Raw genomic sequence first — 19,656 nt, 5'->3', positions numbered from 1 at the left:
CGTGCCGCTGGACCTCCCGCTCGTCGCCTCCGGACAGCCGGGGGCGGAGCAGTCCGCCGGGCAGGACGGCGACGCACTCGTGCGTCGTTCCGTCCTGCCCGGTGGGGTCCGGGTGCTGACCGAGCACATGCCCGGTCTGCGCTCGGCGACGGTCGGCGCCTGGGTGGGCGTCGGCTCGCGCGACGAGACCAGCGGGCACTTCGGCTCGACGCACTTCCTCGAGCACCTGCTGTTCAAGGGCACCGAGCGCCGCACGGCGATGGACATCGCGGAGGCGTTCGACGCCGTCGGTGGTGAGGCCAACGCCGCCACCGGCAAGGAGCACACCTCGTACTACGCGCGGGTGCTCGACGACGACCTGCCGATGGCGGTCGACGTCATCGCCGACATGGTCACCTCGGCCCGTCTGGACACGGACGAGCTGGAGACCGAGCGCGGGGTGATCCTCGAAGAGCTCGCGATGAACGACGACGACCCGTCGGACGTGGTCCACGAGCAGTTCGCCACCGCCGTCTTCGGCTCGCACGCGCTGGGTCGACCCATCGGCGGCACGCCCCAGACGATCCGCGACGTCCCGCGTGACGCGGTCTGGGAGCACTACCGCCAGCACTACCGCCCGGCGACCCTGGTGGTCACGGCAGCCGGCGGGGTGGACCACGACGCGTTGTGCGAGCAGGTGCTGCGCGCGCTGCCCGCCGGTGGCTGGTCGCTGGACGACCACGCCGTCCCGGTCGGACGCCGCGTCGGTGGTGACCGCCTCCTGGCGGGCGAGCTCGGCATCCCGTCGGACGGCACGGAGCTGACGGTCCGTCGACCCACCGAGCAGGCGAACGTCATCGTCGGCGGCCTGTGCCTGACGGCCACGGACGACCGCCGGTTCGCCCTCACCGTGCTGAACGCCGTGCTCGGCGGCGGCATGTCGTCCCGCCTGTTCCAGGAGATCCGCGAGAAGCGGGGGCTGGCGTACTCGACGTACTCGTTCTCGTCGGGCCACGCGGAGACCGGGCTGTTCGGCCTGTACGCCGGGTGCACGCCGGCCAGGGTCGACGAGGTGACTGCGCTGCTCGTCCTCGAGCTCGAGAAGCTGGCCCAGGACCCGATCACGCCCGCCGAGCTCCGGCGGTCCATCGGACAGGTGTCCGGCGGCCTGGTGCTCGGCATGGAGGACACGGGCTCCCGCATGAGCCGGCTCGGCCGCGCCGAGCTGGTGCACGGCGAGCTGCTCAGCACGGACGAGTCGCTCGAGCGCATCCGCGCGGTGACGGCGGCGGACATCCAGTCCCTGGCCGTCCTGCTGGCGGCGCAGCCGCGCAGCGTCGTCCGCGTCGGCCCGTTCGGCGACTGAGCCGTCAGACCTGCGGGTCGACCGCCTCGGGGAGAGTCGTGCGCGGGTCGCGCGCCCCCACCAGCTCGGCCGCCCAGGCGACGCACGGCCGCCACGCCGCGACTGCGGCGCACGCCGTCGTGCCAGCCGCCGCCTGGACGAGCAGCACGTCCGCACCACCCGCGGACCAGGAGCCGAGCGGCACCAGGGCCACGGGCAGCGCGGCGAGCACCGTCACGACAGCTCCCGACGGCCCGGTGCCAGAGAGCAGGGCGGCGGCGAGGAGTGCGACGGTCAGCGTCGCCAGCTCGCCGTCGGCGGTCAGCCAGCCGGAGCCCGCGAGCAGGGCCGCGCCGGCGCCGGCGGCCGCGACGGTGGCAGGGACGCCCACCACACCGGCACCGAGCAGCCGACCACCGGCGGCGAGAGGCAGGAGGCGGACGGCAGCGCCGTCGTCCTGGCGTCCGCCGTCTCGGTTGCCGAGCACCGCGGCGACCAGGAGCACTCCCGCGGTGAGCACGGGGAACCCCCAGGCAGGCGTCACCCCCGCCGCCCAGCTCCCGTCCGGCCTGAGCCGGAGCGGATCGGCGGGCCCGGGCCAGACGCCGAGCAGCCGAGCTCCGTCCGGCAGCGGCACGACGGCCACCACGGAGGCGAGGAGCACGAGCGCCACCGCGAGCCAGGCGGCGGTCCACGCGCTCCGTAGCCCCGCTCGCGCGCGGCTCGCGAACCACACGACGAGCAGCGCAGCCGCAACGGTCCGGACGTGCTCCCAGCCGAGCTGTGCGGCGCTGCCCCACGCCGAGACCCGCCCGTCGCGGACGACGTGCTGCCACGTCGGGTCGGTGCGGACCACCCAGAGCCCGAGCGCTGCGCCGACGACCAGGGTCACCAGCAGCAGCCCCGTGGTGTCTCTGACGGCGTGGACGACCGATCGGGGGATGCGGCTCATGGCATCGCATCGTGCTCTCGATGCCCGCTCGTGGCGGGCCGTTCGCGCGACACAATGACGTCATGGCCGTGGCCGAGGTGACGTACCGGCGCATCGAGGTGCCCGACTCGCTGCGCGGCGTCGTCGAGCACGTCTGGGTGCTGCACCAGCCCGGAGGGCCGGGCGACACCGAGGTGCTGCTGCCTGACGGCCGCGGCCTGGTGCTGCTGACCGCGGGCGCCGCCGGCCTGCTCGTCGACCCGCTCACCGGTGAGCGTCGCCCCGAGGAGCCCGCGCTCCGGGGCCCGTGGACGCACGCGCTGGTGCGCACGCAGACGGGCCCGGGCGTGCGGCTGGGCCTCCAGCTGCACCCGCTCGGTCCGGCGCGGTTGCGCGGTGGGCGCCCGATGGCGGACCGGTCGCTGCCGCTGGCGGACGTCGTCGGGCCGGTCGCGGACGACGCCTCCCGGCTGCTGGCGGTGGGTGACGAGGACGATGCGGCCCGCCTGCTGCTCGACGCGTTGGCGCGGGAGCCGATCGAGCGCTCCGCGGACCTGGACCGGCTGGACGACGTCGTCGCCCGCGTGGACTCCGAGCGCGGGCTGGTGCGTCCGATCGACCTGGCCGGGTTCGCCGGCGTGCAGCTCGCGGAGCTCCACCGCTGGTGCGTCGCGCTGCTCGGCATGGCCCCGGCCGCCTACCTGTCGGCCGTGCGTTTCTCCGCGTACGTGCGTGATCGGGTCGGCGCAGGGCCGGTGCGGCTCGAGGCCGCGGTCGCGGCGCTGCGCTGGTTCATGGACCCGGCTTACCCGCCGCGAGAGGTGGAGCGGTTCACCGGCCTGGCGCCGGCCGACCTTCGACGCCTCGTGGAGCGGCTCGGGCGTCCGACGCCGTGACGGCGCGGACGTGCGTCGGCACGCCAGGCTCCGCACGCGGTGCGCGCGAGCCCCATGGGTAGGGTGGCTCCCCGTGACCGACCAGATCCGGGTAGCCGTGCTCGGCGCCCACGGGCGCATGGGGTCCACCGTCTCTCAGGCCGTGGACGCCGCGTCGGACCTGCAGCTGGTGGCGCGGGTCGACGCCGACGGTGACCTCAGCGCCGTGTCGCAGGCCGGTGCGCAGGTCGCCGTGGACTTCACCGTCCCGACCGTCACCGAGCAGAACGTGCACGCGCTGATCGACCGCGGTGTGCACGTCGTCGTCGGGACCACGGGCTGGACCGACGAGGCACTCGACCGGGTGCGCGACCACCTGGTGCACGCCCCGGGCGTCGGCGTCCTCGTGGCCCCCAACTTCGCACTCGGCGCCGTGCTCGCCGAGTCGTTCGCCGCCCAGGCTGCGCGCTGGTTCGAGTCGGTCGAGGTGGTCGAGCTGCACCACCCCGACAAGGTGGACGCACCGTCCGGCACCGCCCGTGCCACGGCACGGGCGATCGCCGCTGCGCGTGCCGCCGCCGGCCGGGGTCCCGTCCCGGACGCGACGACGCAGTCGCTCGACGGCGCGCGCGGCGCCGAGGTGGACGGGATCCACGTGCACGCCGTGCGGCTGCGCGGGCTCACCGCGCACCAGGAGGTGCTGCTCGGCAACCCGGGGGAGCAGCTGACCATCCGCCACGACTCGTTCGACCGCAGCAGCTTCATGCCCGGGGTGCTGCTCGGCGTGCGCCGCGTCGGTGGCCTGCCGGGGCTGACGGTCGGCCTTGCGCCCCTGCTCGGCCTGGGCACCGCGTGAGCACGCCGCAGGACCGGCCACCGGCCCGGCGCCGGTACACCGGTCTGGTCGGTGCGGTGCTGGTCACCGCCCTGCTGGCCGTGTGGGTGTGGCTGGTGGGCGTGCGCTCTGTCCAGCTGATCGCCACCGGCCGGGCGGTCGGCATCGCACTAGGCGCGGCGTTCCTGGTCCTTCCCCTGCTGGTCATCGCCCTGATCGTCCGGGAGTGGCTGCTCGCGGTGGACGTGCAGCGCATGGCGGACGAGCTGGACCGTGCCGGTGAGCTGCCGGTGGACGACCTGCCGCGCTCACCCGGCGGACGGGTCGACCGCCAGGTCGCGCGGGAGCGGTTCGAGCCTGCCCGGCAGGCCGTCGAGGCGACCCCGGAGGACTGGCGCGCCTGGTACCGGTTGGCCTTCGCGTACGACGCGGCCGGCGACCGACGTCGTGCCCGTGGCTCCCTGCGCAGCGCGAGCCGGCTGCACCGGCGACGCGTGCGGTCGTAGCGGCCGGCCGGCGTCCCTAGATCGAGGCGTACCAGCGGCGTTCCCGCACCACGAAAGTCTCCCCGCCGGGTCCTGCTCCGGAGCTGAGGTCTCGCACCGCACCGTCGGGTCCCATCCCGGCACCGGCGAGGAAGCGGTCCCGTGCCTCGTCGCCGTCGATCACCCAGGTCTGGACCTGGTCGGCCCCGTCGCCGCGCAGCAGGTCGACCGCGGCCGCCAGCAGCCGAGAGCCGTGGCCGGCGCGCTGCTCCGGGGGGTCCACCTCGAGCGCGAGGATCACGCCGCCCGGTGCGGCCAAGGGCTCGTCCTCCGGCGGCGGGACGGGTGCGACGGCGGCGAAGCCCACCACGCGTGGTCCCGCGCACGCCACGAGCACGCGATACCCCGGCGCGGGTGGCATCCGCACCGCCTGCGCCCAGCGCTCCACGAAGGCGGCCTCGTCGAAGCTCTCGAGCACCTCCTGCCCCAGGGTCGCCAGGTGCGCCGACCGCCAGGCGGCGAGCTGGATGCGGGCCACCTCGCGCTCGTCGCCCGCGACGGCGGGCCGGACCGAGACGTCGGCGTGCGCACCGTCCGCGTGGGCACCCTCCGCGTGGTGGCCGTTCACAGCGCCACGTACATCGGGTCGACGTACTCCTCGATGCCGGCCTCGCCGCCCTCGCGGCCCAGACCGGAGTGCTTCACCCCGCCGAACGGTGCCGACGCGTCCGACACCATGCCGCGGTTCACCCCGAGCATGCCGGCGTCGATGCTCTCGGTCAGGCGCATCACCCGGCCGACGTCACGGGTGTACGCGTACGCGACCAGGCCGAACGGCGTGGCGTTGGCCAGCTCCACACCCTCGTCCTCGGAACCGAACCGCAGCACCGGTGCGACGGGCCCGAACACCTCCTCGGTCACCACCCGCATGTCCGGCGTCACACCGTCCAGGACCGTGGGCAGGTAGAACCAGCCTCGTCCCTCGGGTCGCACCCCGCCGACACGCACCTGCGCCCCTGCGTCGTCGGCCTGCTGCACCACCTCGGTCACCCGTTCGACGGCGCTCTGCTGGATCAGCGGCCCGACCGTGGTGCCCGGTCGGTCGCCCGGGCCGACGACGAGCCGGCCGAACGCCTCCGTCAACCTGGCGGTGAACTCCTCGGCGACACCCTCCTGCACCAGGAACCGGTTGGCCGCGACGCACGTCTGGCCGGAGTTGCGCATCTTCGCCGCCACGGCGCCCTCGACGGCCGCGCCGAGGTCCGCGTCGTCGAAGACCAGGAACGGCGCGTTGCCGCCGAGCTCCATGGACGTGCGAAGGATTCCGTCCGCCGCCTGCTTGAGCAGGGAGGCACCGACTTCCGTCGAGCCGGTGAAGGACAGCTTGCGCAGGCGTGGGTCCGCGAGCAGCGGTTCGGAGATGCGGGAGGCGGACGACGACGGCACCACGTTGACCACGCCGGTCGGCAGGTGGCGGGCCGCCAGCTCGGCCCGCACGATCTCCGCGACCAGGGCGGTGGTCAGCGGCGTCAGCTGTGCCGGCTTCACCACCACGCTGCAGCCGGCCGCGAGCGCCGGCGCGAGCTTGCGGGCGATCATCGCGATCGGGAAGTTCCACGGCGTGATCAGCAGTGCCGGACCGACCGGCTTGCGCAGCACCAGCTGGTGGTGCGTGCCGGCGGGAGCACGCCGCGCCAGGCCCTCCATCCGTACCGCCTGCTCGGCGAACCACCGGACGTAGTCCGCGGCGTAGGCCACCTCGGCACGCGACTCGGCGAGCGGCTTGCCGCCCTCGGCCGTGATCACCGCGGCGATCTCGTCGGTCCTGGCCGTGATCGCCTCGAACACGGCGCGCAGCAGCTCGCTGCGGTCCCGGGGCGGGACGGTCCGCCACTCCCGGAACGCCTCGTCGGCGGCGGTCAGCGCGTCGAGGGCGTCCTGCTCGCCGGCGTCCGCCACCTCGGCGAGCACGTCGGTGCTCGCCGGGTCCTGGACGGCGAAGGTGCCCCCCGAGCCGGCGGCTCGCCACTCTCCGCCGATCAGCAGCCCGGTCGGCAGGCCGGCAGGCAGCGCGGACGCAGCGGTGGGCGGTGAGGACGACGACGCGGTCATGGCCCCCAGTCTCGCCGTGCGAGCCCGCGATGTCCTGCCGCGTCCGCGACCTACGATGTCCGCCATGACGAGCCCGGTCGACGCGCCCGTGCCCACGCCGTACGAGGACCTCCTGCGCCGGGTGCTGGAGACGGGGACGCGGAAGGCTGACCGGACCGGGACGGGGACCCGCAGCCTGTTCGGCGCACAGCTGCGGTTCGACCTGCAGGCCGGCTTCCCCCTGGTCACGACGAAGCGGGTGCACCTGCGCTCGGTCGTCTACGAGCTGCTGTGGTTCCTGCGCGGGGACTCGAACGTCCGCTGGCTCCAGGAGCACGGCGTGTCGATCTGGGACGAGTGGGCCGCCCCCGACGGTGAGCTCGGGCCCGTGTACGGCGTGCAGTGGCGGTCCTGGCCGACGCCCGACGGCGGTCACGTCGACCAGCTCGCGGCCGTCCTCGACGGCCTGCGCCGCGACCCGGACTCCCGCCGGCACCTCGTCTCGGCGTGGAACGTCGCCCAGATCCCGCAGATGGCGCTGGCACCGTGCCACGCGATGTTCCAGTTCTACGTCGCCGACGGCCGGCTCTCGTGCCAGCTCTACCAGCGGTCGGCGGACATGTTCCTCGGGGTGCCGTTCAACATCGCCTCGTACGCGCTGCTCACCCACATGGTGGCCCAGCAGGTGGACCTGCAGGTCGGCGACTTCGTGTGGACCGGTGGCGACTGCCACGTCTACGACAACCACGTGGACCAGGTCCGCGAGCAGCTGTCCCGCACGCCCTTCCCGGCGCCGCGGCTCGAGCTGGACCGTGCGCCGTCGCTGTTCGACTACACGTTCGAGGACGTGCACGTGCTGGACTACCAGCACCACCCGGCGATCAAGGCGCCGGTGGCGGTGTGAGCCTCGCGCTCGTCTGGGCGCAGACGGCGGACGGGGTGATCGGCCGGGACGGCACGCTGCCGTGGCACCTGCCGGAGGACCTGGCCCGCTTCCGGCGGCTCACGGCCGGGCACGCGGTGGTGATGGGGCGTCGGACGTGGGAGTCGCTGCCGGAGCGCATGCGGCCCCTCCCGGATCGCCGCAACGTCGTGCTCTCGCGTGACCCGGCGTACCGCGCCGCGGGCGCGCAGGTGTGCTCGTCGCTGGAGGCGGCGCTCGACCTGCTGGGAGCGGACGAGGAGGTGTGGGTCATCGGCGGAGCGGCGTTGTTCGCGGAGGCGATCACGCGTGCCGGCCGTCTCGAGGTGACCGACGTCGACCTCGACGTGCCGGGCGACACCTACGCGCCGCCGGTGGACCCCGCCCGCTGGCGTCCCGTCGCGGTCGACGGCGACCAGCCGCTCGAGGCAGCGCTGGCCCACGGGCAGGCCCTCGACGCCGGTCCGTGGCTCGTCTCGCGGACGGGCACGCGGTACCGGTTCCGCTCCTACACCCGCGCGGACGCGTCCGGGGCGCCCGGGACCGGGGCGGTAGCGTGACCCCATGCCCGCCGTGACGTCCTCCACCCGTCCTTTCGGGTCCGTGCTCACCGCGATGGTGACGCCCATGACACCGGACGGGGCCCTCGACCTGGCCGCAGCCGTCGCTCTCGCGCGGCACCTGGTCGACCAGGGCAACGACGGCCTGGTGCTCAACGGCACCACCGGTGAGGCGCCGACGACGCACGCACCCGAGAAGGCCGAGCTGGTGTCCGCCGTCGTCGAGGCGGTGGGGGACCGGGCCTTCGTGGTCGCCGGTGCCGGGTCCAACGACACGGCCCACGCGGTCCGCATGGCGGAGCAGGCAGCCGACGCGGGCGCGCACGGCCTCCTGGTGGTCAGCCCGTACTACTCCCGGCCGTCCCAGCACGGGCTGGCGACGCACATCGAGGCGGTGGCCGACGCCACCGAGCTGCCCGTGATGGTCTACGACATCCCTGGCCGGGCCGGGGTGCGCGTGCAGCCGCCGACGCTGGACCGGCTCGCCGAGCACCCCCGGATCGTCGCCGTGAAGGACGCCACCGGTGACAGCTACGGCGCCGCCAAGGCGATCGAGCGCACCGGCCTCGCCTGGTACTCCGGAGACGACTCGGCGTTCCTGTCGCTGCTCGCGCTCGGCGCGGTCGGCATCGTGTCCGTCGTCGGGCACGTCGCCACGCCGGGCCTCGCCACCATCGCGCGGTGCTGGGTCTCCGGCGACCACGCGGGCGCGCTCGCGGCTTTCCGGCAGATCGTGCCCGCGGTCGACGCACTGAACGGCGCCGGCATGCAGGCCCCCACCGCCAAGGCCGCGCTCGAGCTGCTCGGTCTGCTGCCCAGCCGGGCGACCCGGCTCCCCATCGTTCCGCTGAGCGACGCCGAGCTCGGCGAGCTCCGCACCGACCTGGTGCGAGCGGGTCTGCTCGACCTCGTCGCCGGCTGACCGCACCCCTCAGACAGGAGTCCCGTGAGCCACCCCCACCCCGAACTCACCCTGCCCCCGGCCCTGGCGGCCGGCGCGCTGCGCGTCGTCCCGCTCGGCGGCCTCGGTGAGGTGGGCCGCAACATGTCGGTCCTCGAGTTCGACGGGCGCCTGCTCGTCATCGACTGCGGTGTGCTGTTCCCCGAGGACAACCAGCCCGGCGTCGACCTGATCCTCCCGGACTTCGACTACATCCGGGACCGGCTGGACGACATCGAGGCGATCGTCCTGACGCACGGCCACGAGGACCACATCGGCGCCGTGCCCTACCTGCTGCGCCTGCGCCAGGACATCCCGCTGGTCGGCTCGCAGCTGACGCTCGCCTTCGTCGAGGCGAAGCTGAAGGAGCACCGGATCACGCCGCTGACGCTCCCGGTGCGCGAGGGTCAGACCGAGCGCCTCGGGGTGTTCGAGTGCGAGTTCGTCGCCGTGAACCACTCGATCCCGGACGCCCTGGCGGTCGCGGTGCGCACCCCGGCGGGCACGGTGCTCAACACCGGCGACTTCAAGATGGACCAGCTCCCGCTGGACGGCCGGATCACGGACCTGCGCGCGTTCGCGAGGCTCGGCGAGCAGGGGGTCGACCTGTTCATGGTCGACTCGACCAACGCCGAGGTCCCCGGGTTCGTCACCGGCGAGCGCGAGATCGGGCCCGTGCTGGACAGGGTGTTCGCCGAGTCGACCCGGCGGATCATCGTCGCCTCCTTCGCCTCCCACGTGCACCGCGTGCAGCAGGTGCTGGACGCCGCCGCGGCGCACGACAGGCGCGTGGCGCTCGTCGGCCGCTCGATGGTGCGCAACATGACGATCGCCGCCGAGCTGGGCTACCTCCACGTCCCCGAGGGGGTGCTGGTCGACCAGAAGCAGGTCGACGAGCTGCCGGACGACGAGGTGGTGTTCATGTGCACCGGCTCGCAGGGCGAGCCGATGGCGGCCCTGTCGCGGATCGCGAACGGGGACCACCGGATCAGCGTGGGTCCCGGGGACACCGTGATCCTGGCGTCGAGCCTGATCCCCGGGAACGAGAACGCGGTGTTCCGGGTGATCAACGGCCTGACCAGGCTCGGTGCCCGCGTCGTGCACTCCGGGAACGCGAAGGTGCACGTCTCCGGCCACGCCAGCGCCGGCGAGCTCGTCTACGTCTACAACGTGCTGCGGCCGCGCAACGTGATGCCGATCCACGGCGAGGTGCGGCATCTCGTCGCGAACGCCGCGCTCGCCGTCCGCACGGGTGTCCCGGCCGACCGCGTGGTCCTGGCGGAGGACGGTGTGGTGGTCGACCTGGTCGACGGTCGAGCGTCCGTGGCCGGTGCCGTGCCGTGCGGCTACGTCTACGTGGACGGCTCGAGCGTGGGCGGCATCACCGAGGCCGAGCTGAAGGACCGGCGGATCCTGGGCGACGAGGGCTTCGTGTCCATCTTCGCCGTCGTCAGCTCGGCGGACGGCAAGGTGCTCGCCGGGCCGCAGATCCACGCGCGTGGTGTCGCCGAGCAGGACTCCGTGTTCGACGCCGTGCTGCCGGAGCTGTCCGCGGCGCTGGAGGAGGCGGCGAGGTCCAGCTCGGTGGACACCTACCAGCTGCAGCAGGTGGTCCGCCGGGTGGTGGGTCGGTTCGTGGCGAGCCGCCTGCGGCGCCGGCCGATGATCATCCCGGTGGTCGTCGAGGCCTGAGCCCGGTGGTCGTCGAGGCCTGACCGCGCCGCCGACGCGCGAGCACGTCAGCGCGTCGGCGCCGCCCAGTCCCGGTGTCCTGATCGGTCCGCCGGTCGGTCCGTCGGCTCCTCCTCGACGTCCCCGATGGCCGGAACGGCCACGGCAACCTCAGCGCCGCGAAGGCCCCCCGCGGACCGCCCGCCGACCGCGCGTACGACGCGCCGGAACACCAAGGCACCGACGGTCAGCACGAGGCCCACGCCGCCGGCAGCGAGGAAGCCGGCTCGTGGACCGACGTGGTCGATCACCAGCCCGCCGAGCGGTGCACCCAACGCGGCGCCCACGGTGTTGGCCGTGCCGCTCCAGCCCATCACCTCGCCACGCCGACTCTCGGGCACCGAGCGGACCAGGGCGGCGTTGATCGCCGAGAGGCTCGCGGCGCACGGCAGACCCGCCACGACGACGGCCACGGCGAGCTGCGCCTGCGTCGTGGCGAGGGCTGCGGGAAGCGTGAGGGCGGCGAGCAGGGCGACGAGCGCCAGCGGGTGCACCTCCCGCCGGCCGCCGCCGTACACCAGGCCGCCGATGACGGAGCCGAGGCACCACAGCGCGATCATCCAGCCGACCGACGCCTCGTGGCCCGTGCTGCGCAGGGCGGCGATGATCGACACGTCCGTGCCGTTGAGGACCAGCGCCGCGGCGGTGCAGGCCCCGAGGACCACCAGCAGGCCGGGAGCGGCCAACGCCCGCGCACCGCGACCGACGACGTCGCCCACGAGGTCGCCGGCCGTCTGTGCGTCGACCCCCGCCCCCCGATCCGTTGTGGTGGGCGGGTCGAACCAGATGAGCAGCAGCCCGGCGCCGACCGTCGCGACGCCGATCACCGTGAGGGCGATCGTGCTCGACCCCCTGGTCGCCAGCACCACTCCGATGGCCGGCGCCAGCATGAAGGTCAGCTCGGTGGCGACCGAGTCGAGCGCGAAGGCCGTGCGCTGCTGGTCCAGGGGGACCAGCGCGGCCAGCGACTGGCGCACCACCGAGAACACCGGTACCAGGAAGAGCCCGGCGACGAACACCGCACCGAGGAGCGGCACGTACCCGAGCCGCGGCGCGACCAGCCAGACCGCCGACTCGACCACGACCGACGGCACCAGGGCGCGGCGCAGCCCGAGCCGGTCGACCCGTCGACCACGCCACGGTGCACCGATCGCCATCCCGACGGTCATCGCCCCGGCTGCGAGGCCGGCCCGGCCGTAGCCGAGGTGCAGGTGCCCGACGACGTGGAGGGTCAGCACCACGCCCGTCATCGCATGGGGGACCCGTGCGACGAGAGCGACGAGCACGAGCGGTGTCACGCCGGGCAGGCGCAACAACCGTCGGTACGGGCTCTCGGGCATGCCGACGACCCTCTCACCGGCCTCCGACAGGCGACAAACGACTTTCGTGGTCACCGTCCGCGCACGGGCGGGAGACCGGACGGTCTCAGGTCTGGGCGGGGCACTGCTCCGGCTCGCCGGTCCGTGGAGGCGCCACGGCTGGTGCGGCTGCCGCAGTCGCTGCACCCGCCGCGACCGCGGTCGCTGCCACCGCCGTCCGTTCGGTGCTCGGCTGCCCGACCGGAGCGGTGGCCCGCGAGGCACGCCGCGACGCCGCTGCGGAACCGGCCAGGATCAGCGCGGTCGCCAGCAGCACGGTGAGGGTCACGGGTTCGCGGAGCACCGCCGCGCCGAGGGCGACGGCGACCACGGGGTTGAGGTAGGCGACGAGCGTCGACCGCGCGGCACCGACCTCGGCGATGAGGCGGAAGAACAGCACGAATGCCAGACCGGTGCAGACGACGCCCAGTGCGAGCAGCGCCAGCGCGGCGTGCAGACCGGGCAGGTGCGGGTGCCCGGTCAGCAGCGTGAACGGCAGGTACAGCAGCGCGGTCAGACCGAGGCAGGTGGCGGTGAGGGGGATGGTCGGCACGTCGCGGAGGTAGCGGTCCGCGATGATCGGGGCGGTGGCGTAGCCCAGCGCGGCCAGCAGCACCTGGACGACGGCCCACGGGTCGTTCGCCGCAGCGCCAGGTCCGAGCAGCAGCACGATCCCGCCGAGCGCGACCGCCAGCCCTACCCATCGGACCGCCGCCACAGGCTGTCGGTCGACGAAGCGGACCAGCACGACCGCGACGACCGGCACGGTCGCCACCAGGAGGCCGGTCGTCGAGCTCGTGAGCGTCCGCTCGGCGTTCGACAGCAGGATCCACGGCAGGACGATCTCGAGCACGGCGAAGCCGAGGACCGCCGGCCAGTGCCCGCGCAGCGCTCGCAGACCGCCGAAGCGGCGGGCGAACGGCAGGAGCAGCAGGGCCCCGACAGCGGTTCGGGCGAAGACGACGTCGACCGGGCTGACGTCGGCCACGGCGACCTTGATCAGCAGGTACGGGACGCCCCAGATCACACCCATGGCGGCCAGGAGCAGCCAGCCGCGCCGGCTCATGCGGCGCCGTCCTGGGTGGGCTGTCCCTCGCCGCGCCGACGGGACGGACCGGTGGGGGTGGGGTCGTCTGGCTGCCGCTGCGGGACGCCGGTCGCCGGCCGTCGGGTCGTCACGGGCACCACCGTAGGCGAGGCCACCGACACGGCCGCTGCCGGCCTCCGACCAGGGCGAACGTCCCTGCTCGGCGCCCTCGGCCCACGTCGCCCGTGCACGACACGCGCCCGTGGGGCCCCGACACGGCGGGTGGGGCGGGGAGCCGCCGCTACCGTGAGGACCATGGCAGCACGTACGTCCGCACCCAGCGCGGCCCGGCGCACCGGCGACCGACCGGGCGGGGCTGTGCGCGGCGCTGCCTCCGGTGCCCGTGGTTCCTCGAACCGGCCGGTCGGCTCCGGGAGGCCCGCCTCCCGGACCGCGCCCCCGCCGCGCGCCGCACTGCCGTTGCGCATGGTGCGCGGTGTGTGGATGGGTGCGGCGCACGTCGTCGGCGGCTCGGCTCGCCGGGTCGGCCGCGGTGCGCGGGACCTCGACCCTGCGCACCGCCGTGACGGGCTCGCGTTCACGCTGCTCGGGCTGGCCGTCGTCGTGGGGGCGCGGGAGTGGTTCGGCCTGTCCGGCACCGCCGGCACGGCCGTGCACGGCGCCGTCGCGGGAGCTTTCGGACGCGTCGGCCTGGTGCTGCCGCTGGTGCTGGCCTGGTTCGCGGTCCGGCTGATGCGCCATCCCGACCTCGGTCCGGCGAACTCCCGGATCGGCATCGGCGTCGGTGCGATCGCGGTGTCCGTCTGCGGCATCTTCCACGTGGCGGCAGGCGTGCCGACGACCGGTCACCTCGCTGCCGTCCGCGCGGCCGGCGGTCTGGTGGGACTGGCGATCGGCACCCCGCTCGCGACGCTCCTGACACCCGTCGTCGCCGTCATCCTGCTGGTGCTGCTCGCGCTCTTCGGGCTGCTCGTCGTGACCGCGACCCCGGTGAACCAGGTGGTCCCGCGCCTCAGGTCGGCCTGGTCCGCGGTGGCGCACCACGGCACGCCGGACGACGAGGACGACGACGCGCCCCTGGTGATCCGCGAGGGGCACACCGCCGAGGAGCCCGTCGAGCCGCCGAAGCGGCGCGGGCTGCTCGGCCGGCGGAAGGCCCGCGCGGAGGCGGCCGCTGCCGCGGCGGCGGAACGGCTCGAGGCCTACGAGGGTGACGAGGCGTTCGAGCGGGCCGCGCTGGTCGCCGAGCACGCGGGCGGCGAGGACACGGACCACCTGGCACCGCTCGACCCGGCCGACGTCGAGGCGGCCCGCGCGGCGGACACCGTCCCGACCACCGTGGTGACGCCCGACGCGGGCGTGGTGACCAGCACCGGCCTGGCCGCACCGCCGACGCGCGGTGTGCCGCGTGGCGAGCAGCCGATGCTGTCCGGTGACGTCCTGTACCTGCTGCCCTCAGAGGACGTGCTGACCAAGGGAGCCCCGCACAAGGTCCGCTCGGCGGCGAACGACCGCGTGGTCGAGGCGCTGACCAACGTGCTCGAGCAGTTCGAGATCGACGCGCAGGTCACGGGCTTCACCCGGGGCCCGACCGTGACCCGGTACGAGGTCGAGCTCGGCCCGGCCATCAAGGTGGAGCGCGTCACGGCGCTCAGCAAGAACATCGCGTACGCGGTGGCGAGCGCCGACGTGCGGATCCTGTCGCCGATCCCGGGCAAGTCCGCGATCGGCATCGAGATCCCGAACACCGACCGCGAGACGGTGGCGCTCGGTGACGTGCTGCGGTCGGCCGCCGCCAAGCGCAGCGAGCACCCGATGATCATCGGCGTCGGCAAGGACGTCGAGGGCGGCTACGTCGTGGCCAACCTGGCGAAGATGCCGCACCTGCTGGTCGCCGGCGCCACCGGCGCGGGCAAGTCGAGCTTCGTCAACTCGATGATCGTCTCGATCCTCATGCGGGCCACCCCTGACGAGGTCCGGATGATCCTGGTCGACCCCAAGCGGGTCGAGCTGACGGTGTACGAGGGCATCCCGCACCTGATCACGCCCATCATCACGAACCCCAAGAAGGCCGCCGAGGCCCTCGAGTGGGTGGTCAAGGAGATGGAGGCCCGGTACGACGACCTGGCGATGTTCGGCTACAAGCACATCGACGACTTCAACGCCGGTGTCCGGGCGGGCAAGGTGCAGCCGCTGCCGGAGTCGAAGCGCAAGATCGCGCCGTACCCGTACCTCCTGGTGATCGTCGACGAGCTGGCCGACCTGATGATGGTCGCCCCGCGCGACGTCGAGGCCTCGATCCAGCGCATCACGCAGCTCGCCCGCGCGGCCGGCATCCACCTCGTGCTCGCCACCCAGCGTCCGTCGGTCGACGTGGTCACGGGCCTGATCAAGGCCAACGTGCCCTCGCGGCTCGCGTTCGCCACGTCGTCGCTGACCGACTCCCGCGTGGTGCTCGACCAGCCCGGTGCGGAGAAGCTGATCGGCCAGGGCGACGCGCTGTTCCTGCCGATGGGCGCCGCCAAGCCGATGCGCACGCAGGGCGCCTGGGTGACCGAGAGCGAGATCCACGCGGTCGTCGAGCACGTCAAGACGCAGCTGAAGCCCGTCTACCGGCCGGACGTCACCGCGGCGCCGGCGAAGAAGCAGGTGGACGACGACATCGGCGACGACCTCGACCTGCTGCTGCAGGCGGCGGAGCTGGTGGTCACCACCCAGTTCGGCTCCACCTCGATGCTGCAGCGCAAGCTGCGCGTGGGCTTCGCGAAGGCCGGTCGGCTGATGGACCTGCTGGAGTCGCGCGAGATCGTCGGCCCCTCCGAGGGCTCCAAGGCGCGCGAGGTGCTCGTCAAGCCCGACGACCTGCCCGGGACGCTGGCCCTGCTGCGGGGGGACCCCGCGATGGCGGACGGCGGGGACGACGACGAGTACCTCGAGGAGGACGACGCCGACGACCGGCGCGACGCCCCGTGGTGAGGCTGCTCGAGAGCCTCGGCGTCCCCAGCTGGGTCGCGCCCGTCACCGCCGTGGTGGCCGTCGTCGCGCTCGCGGCCCTGCTGGTGCTGATCGGTCGGCAGCGCCGGCAGGTGCGGCGGGTCGAGCAGGCTCTCGCCCTCTCGCGCGAGCTGAGGAACCGGTACGACGCGCTGCAGTCCGTAACGCGCGAGGGTGTCCTGGTGCAGTCGCTGTCGTCGCAGGTGCTGGACATCTCCGAACGTGCGGCAGACATCCTGCGTGTCGACCCGGCGCAGACCGTCGGGCGGTCGGTGGGCGACCTGCCGGTCGTGATGATCAACGAGCGCGGCATGGCGATGAACCCCACGGCGGTGCTCAGCGTCGGCACGCGCCCCGGTGACACGCCGCTGGTCGTCGGCGTGACGGTGCCGGGCATGGCGTCGGCACCGGTGCGGCTGGTGCAGGTCGCGGGTCGCGTGGTGCCGCACGGCGACGGCGACGCCCCGGCGGTGCTGACCACGCTGGTGGACGTCACCGGCCGTCACGAGGTGGAGAACGCGCTCTCGCGCAGCGAGAAGCAGTTCCGCGTCGCGATGGAGAACGCGCCGATCGGCATGGCGCTCGTCGACCTGAACTGGCAGATCATCGAGGCGAACTCGGCGTTCGCCGAGCTGCTGGGCACGCACGTGCGGGCGCTGAGCGGGTACCCGATGGCCGACCTGTCGGCTCCCGAGGACCGGGACACCGAGCAGGGTCACATCCATCGGCTGCTGGTCGGGGAGGACCACCGGTTCTCCCTCGAGAAGCGGTACCGCCGAGCCGACGGCCACCTGGTCTGGGTGGTGCTCGACGTCGGACTCGTCCGCGACGACGACGGCAGCCCGGACCACTTCGTCGTCCAGGTGCGCGACACCACGGAGTCCAAGCTCAAGGCCGAGATGCTCACGCACCGGGCGATGCACGACCCGCTGACGGGCCTCGCCAACCGGACGCTGCTGCAGGAGGTGCTGCAGACCGTCCTGGAGCAGCCGGGCGCGGCCGGCCGGGTCGCCGTGCTCGCCTGCGACCTGGACGGGTTCAAGCAGATCAACGACCGGCACGGGCACGCGGCGGGTGACGAGGTTCTGGTGCACGTCGCCGGTGTGCTGCGCGCCGCGAGCAACCGGCGGGGGACCGTCGCCCGGCTCGGCGGTGACGAGTTCGTGGTGGTGGTGCAGGACGAGAACGCCGCCAAGGCGGTGTTCGAGGTGGCCGCCGCGGTGCACGCGGGGCTGCGGGAACCGGTCCGCATCGCGCGCCGACGCCTGACGGTCGCGGCCAGCGTGGGCATCGCGACCCTGGACCCCGACGTGCCGGACGAGGGTGGGGCGCCGGCCCTGCTCGCTGCAGCCGATGCCGCGCTCTACCGGGCGAAGGCCGGTGGACGCTCGCGCACCGAGGTCTACGACCCGTCGATGGCGGTGGCGTCACCGACGGGGATGCTGCGCGAGCTGGCCGATGCCGTGGAGAACGACGAGCTGGTGGTGCACTACCAGCCGATCGTCGACCTGGCGGACGTGCGCGTGGTCGGGTACGAGGCGCTGGTCCGCTGGCAGCACCCGCGCCGCGGGCTGCTGCTGCCGGGCACGTTCCTCGGCTACGCCCAGGAGGCGGGGATCCTCGGTGCGCTCGGTGCCCTCGTCGCGACCCGGGCGGTGGAGCTGCTGGCCCGGTCGGGCGCCGACGGGCCGTGGGTGTCCGTCAACGTCTCCGCGGACCAGCTGGGCGACGGGCAGTTCGCGACGACGCTGCTGTCCGAGCTGTCGCGGCACCGCGTGACCGCCGGGCGTCTGGTCGTCGAGCTGACCGAGTCGTCCCTCGTGGCGTCGAGCACCCGGATCCGGCACGAGCTGACGCAGCTGTCGGCCGCGGGTGTCCCCGTCCTCCTGGACGACTTCGGCACCGGCGTCTCGCCCCTGTCGTACCTGCGGGACCTGCCCGTCTCGGGCGTCAAGCTCGACATGTCGTTCACCGCCGGCATCCCGACGGACCCGACCGCCGGCCGGGTGGCGCGGGCGCTGGGAGCACTTGCGCGCGAGCTCGCGATGGTGACCATCGCGGAGGGCATCGAGCACACCGAGCAGTCGAGGTTCCTGCAGGCGAACGGCTGGCGGTACGGGCAGGGCTGGTTGTACGGCGGGGCGCAGCCGCTGCCGTGAGTCCGGCGCTGGGGTCGCGGCTGCGCGGATGCGCCGCTGCGCGCCTCTAGGCTGATGCGGTGGTCGACGTAGCTGCTCCTTCGCCGTGGAACGTGGCGAACGGGTTCACGGTGCTGCGGATCCTGGTCGTCCCCGTCTTCGGCGTCCTGCTGCTGTGGGACCACGGGCAGCAGGTCGGCGTGCGGCTGGCCGCGCTCGCGGTCTTCGTCCTCGCCGCGCTCACGGACCGGGTGGACGGGTGGATCGCGCGGCGCTTCTCCCTCGTCACCGACCTCGGCAAGCTGCTGGACCCCATCGCCGACAAGCTGCTGATGGGCATGGCCCTGGTCGGGCTGAGCCTGCTGGATGAGCTGTCGTGGTGGGTCACCGTGGTGATCCTGGTGCGCGAGGTCGGCATCACGGTGATGAGGTTCTTCCTCCTGCGGTACGTGGTGCTGCCGGCGTCGCGCGGCGGCAAGCTCAAGACCGTGCTGCAGTCCGTCGCGCTCGGCCTCTACCTCCTGCCGCTGCACCACCTTCCGGGCTTCGTCGCCGTTGTGGCCGCCGTGGTGATGGCGGCGGCCGTGCTGGTCACCGTGGTGACGGGTCTGGACTACCTGCGGGACGCGTGGCGGATCCGACGCGCGGCGCGGCCGGGGCCGGCCGGCGCGCGGTAGGCATGACGGACGACGACCTGGTCCCGGTGGCACGCGGGCTGCTCTCGGCAGCCGGTCGCCGCGGGTGGACGGTCGCCGTCGCAGAGTCGCTCACGGGCGGTGCGGTCTGCTCGGCGCTCGTCGAGGTGCCGGGGGCCTCGGCCGTGCTCCGAGGCGGCGTGGTGGCGTACGCGACGGAGCTGAAGGCGACGCTGCTCGGCGTCGACGCGGCGCTGCTGGCCCAGCGTGGTGCGGTGGACCCGGACGTGGCCCGCGCGATGGCCCGCGGCGTGCGCGAGCGGCTCGGTGCCGATCTCGGCCTCGCCACCACGGGCGTCGCGGGGCCGGACGATCAGGACGGCTTCCCGCCGGGGACGGTCCACGTCGCCGTCGCGACGGCGGCGGACGCGCGGGTCCGGTCGTTGCGGCTGAGCGGCGACCGGGCGCAGGTGCGGCTCGGCGCGGTCGCCGCGGTGCTGCGGCTCGCGCTCGAGGAGGCGGGCGAGTCCGCCGTCTGACGGGTGGCCCTGTCGCCGTCGTCCCGTCGGTGCCCGTGCCGGCTGCGGTCACGAGGGAACACCCCGGGTACCGACGGCGTTGCAGCCACCGTGATGATGGATCGTCCGCTCGGACGCCGCGGCGCACATGCGGGTGCCGCAAGGTACGGTGGAAGCCTTCCGGCCGAGGTTCGGCCGGGTGCCGTGGGGGTTGGCCCGTTCACGGGGAGCCCTTCGCAGCACAAGCAGCGTGATGCGAAGGGGGGAGCCC

The 19,656-nt window shown here is 74.0% G+C and carries 17 protein-coding genes; 12 read left to right on the top strand and 5 right to left on the bottom strand.

Translation table 11 applies throughout. The features are described from left to right. The first annotated feature begins 1 nt into the window (after nt 1). Nucleotides 2–1,345: a M16 family metallopeptidase gene (locus N0B34_RS16510; RefSeq protein ID WP_263732367.1), complete on the top strand. Its 1,344-nt coding sequence runs from the start codon at nt 2–4 to the stop codon at nt 1,343–1,345. Nucleotides 1,346–1,349: 4 nt separating this feature from the next. Here the strand turns inward: N0B34_RS16510 and N0B34_RS16505 are convergent, their stop codons facing one another. Next, nucleotides 1,350–2,276 (bottom strand): hypothetical protein, encoded by a 927-nt coding sequence (locus N0B34_RS16505; protein ID WP_263732366.1) that lies wholly within the window; start codon nt 2,274–2,276, stop codon nt 1,350–1,352. 62 nt (nt 2,277–2,338) lie between these two features. Between N0B34_RS16505 and N0B34_RS16500 the strand changes: the two genes are divergently transcribed. The 3 genes from N0B34_RS16500 (at nt 2,339) to N0B34_RS16490 (ending at nt 4,471) form a co-directional block, all read left to right on the top strand. Continuing rightward, nucleotides 2,339–3,151, top strand: a complete 813-nt coding sequence (locus N0B34_RS16500; protein WP_263732365.1) for a hypothetical protein — start codon at nt 2,339–2,341, stop codon at nt 3,149–3,151. Nucleotides 3,152–3,224: 73 nt separating this feature from the next. Continuing rightward, nucleotides 3,225–3,986, top strand: coding sequence for a 4-hydroxy-tetrahydrodipicolinate reductase (dapB, locus tag N0B34_RS16495; protein WP_263732364.1), 762 nt, complete (start codon nt 3,225–3,227; stop codon nt 3,984–3,986). After that, on the top strand, nt 3,983–4,471 hold the full coding sequence (locus N0B34_RS16490) for a tetratricopeptide repeat protein (RefSeq protein ID WP_263732363.1): 489 nt from the start codon (nt 3,983–3,985) through the stop codon (nt 4,469–4,471). The genes dapB and N0B34_RS16490 overlap by 4 nt, the downstream gene beginning before the upstream one ends. A 16-nt stretch (nt 4,472–4,487) precedes the next feature. Here the strand turns inward: N0B34_RS16490 and N0B34_RS16485 are convergent, their stop codons facing one another. Together N0B34_RS16485 and N0B34_RS16480 are read right to left on the bottom strand one after the other, a co-directional pair. Next, nucleotides 4,488–5,078 carry a GNAT family N-acetyltransferase gene (locus N0B34_RS16485; RefSeq protein ID WP_263732362.1) on the bottom strand — a complete coding sequence of 197 codons (591 nt, stop codon included), beginning with the start codon at nt 5,076–5,078 and terminating at the stop codon, nt 4,488–4,490. Beyond that, a complete protein-coding gene (locus N0B34_RS16480) occupies nt 5,075–6,562 on the bottom strand; it encodes an NAD-dependent succinate-semialdehyde dehydrogenase (protein WP_263732361.1) in 1,488 nt (495 codons plus the stop codon). Before N0B34_RS16480 ends, N0B34_RS16485 begins: the two co-directional genes overlap by 4 nt. Before the next feature lie 64 nt (nt 6,563–6,626). Between N0B34_RS16480 and N0B34_RS16475 the strand changes: the two genes are divergently transcribed. From N0B34_RS16475 to N0B34_RS16460, 4 genes are read left to right on the top strand one after another with little or no spacing between them, the layout of a single operon-like run. Further along, nucleotides 6,627–7,445: a thymidylate synthase gene (locus tag N0B34_RS16475; protein ID WP_263732360.1), complete on the top strand. Its 819-nt coding sequence runs from the start codon at nt 6,627–6,629 to the stop codon at nt 7,443–7,445. After that, nucleotides 7,442–8,023 (top strand): dihydrofolate reductase, encoded by a 582-nt coding sequence (locus tag N0B34_RS16470; protein WP_263732359.1) that lies wholly within the window; start codon nt 7,442–7,444, stop codon nt 8,021–8,023. Before N0B34_RS16475 ends, N0B34_RS16470 begins: the two co-directional genes overlap by 4 nt. A gap of 4 nt (nt 8,024–8,027) precedes the next feature. After that, complete coding sequence (gene dapA / locus N0B34_RS16465) at nt 8,028–8,945, top strand: 4-hydroxy-tetrahydrodipicolinate synthase (protein ID WP_263732358.1); 918 nt, start codon at nt 8,028–8,030, stop codon at nt 8,943–8,945. Between the two features lie 24 nt (nt 8,946–8,969). Beyond that, nucleotides 8,970–10,655, top strand: coding sequence for a ribonuclease J (locus N0B34_RS16460; protein WP_263732357.1), 1,686 nt, complete (start codon nt 8,970–8,972; stop codon nt 10,653–10,655). A 47-nt stretch (nt 10,656–10,702) separates the two neighbouring features. On the opposite strand, the gene N0B34_RS16455 is transcribed toward N0B34_RS16460, so the two are convergent. After that, nucleotides 10,703–12,034, bottom strand: coding sequence for an MFS transporter (locus N0B34_RS16455; RefSeq protein WP_263732356.1), 1,332 nt, complete (start codon nt 12,032–12,034; stop codon nt 10,703–10,705). An 85-nt stretch (nt 12,035–12,119) separates the two neighbouring features. Continuing rightward, nucleotides 12,120–13,118: a DMT family transporter gene (locus N0B34_RS16450; RefSeq protein ID WP_263732355.1), complete on the bottom strand. Its 999-nt coding sequence runs from the start codon at nt 13,116–13,118 to the stop codon at nt 12,120–12,122. Between the two features lie 276 nt (nt 13,119–13,394). Here N0B34_RS16450 and N0B34_RS16445 point away from each other — a divergent pair, with 276 nt between their 5' ends. The 4 genes from N0B34_RS16445 to N0B34_RS16430 are packed head-to-tail and all read left to right on the top strand — an operon-like array spanning nt 13,395 to nt 19,406. Further along, complete coding sequence (locus N0B34_RS16445; RefSeq protein ID WP_412175762.1) at nt 13,395–16,076, top strand: DNA translocase FtsK 4TM domain-containing protein; 2,682 nt, start codon at nt 13,395–13,397, stop codon at nt 16,074–16,076. Continuing rightward, nucleotides 16,073–18,253 (top strand): putative bifunctional diguanylate cyclase/phosphodiesterase, encoded by a 2,181-nt coding sequence (locus N0B34_RS16440; RefSeq protein WP_263732354.1) that lies wholly within the window; start codon nt 16,073–16,075, stop codon nt 18,251–18,253. Before N0B34_RS16445 ends, N0B34_RS16440 begins: the two co-directional genes overlap by 4 nt. 59 nt (nt 18,254–18,312) lie before the next feature. Further along, a complete protein-coding gene (gene pgsA / locus N0B34_RS16435; protein WP_263732353.1) occupies nt 18,313–18,909 on the top strand; it encodes a CDP-diacylglycerol--glycerol-3-phosphate 3-phosphatidyltransferase in 597 nt (198 codons plus the stop codon). A 2-nt stretch (nt 18,910–18,911) separates the two neighbouring features. Then, nucleotides 18,912–19,406, top strand: a complete 495-nt coding sequence (locus tag N0B34_RS16430) for a CinA family protein (protein ID WP_263732352.1) — start codon at nt 18,912–18,914, stop codon at nt 19,404–19,406. Nucleotides 19,407–19,656 lie beyond the last annotated feature (250 nt).

This window comes from Cellulomonas sp. SG140 (assembly GCF_025770785.1).
GTDB lineage: Bacteria > Actinomycetota > Actinomycetes > Actinomycetales > Cellulomonadaceae > Cellulomonas.
This window is presented reverse-complemented; position numbering and strand designations above follow the sequence as displayed.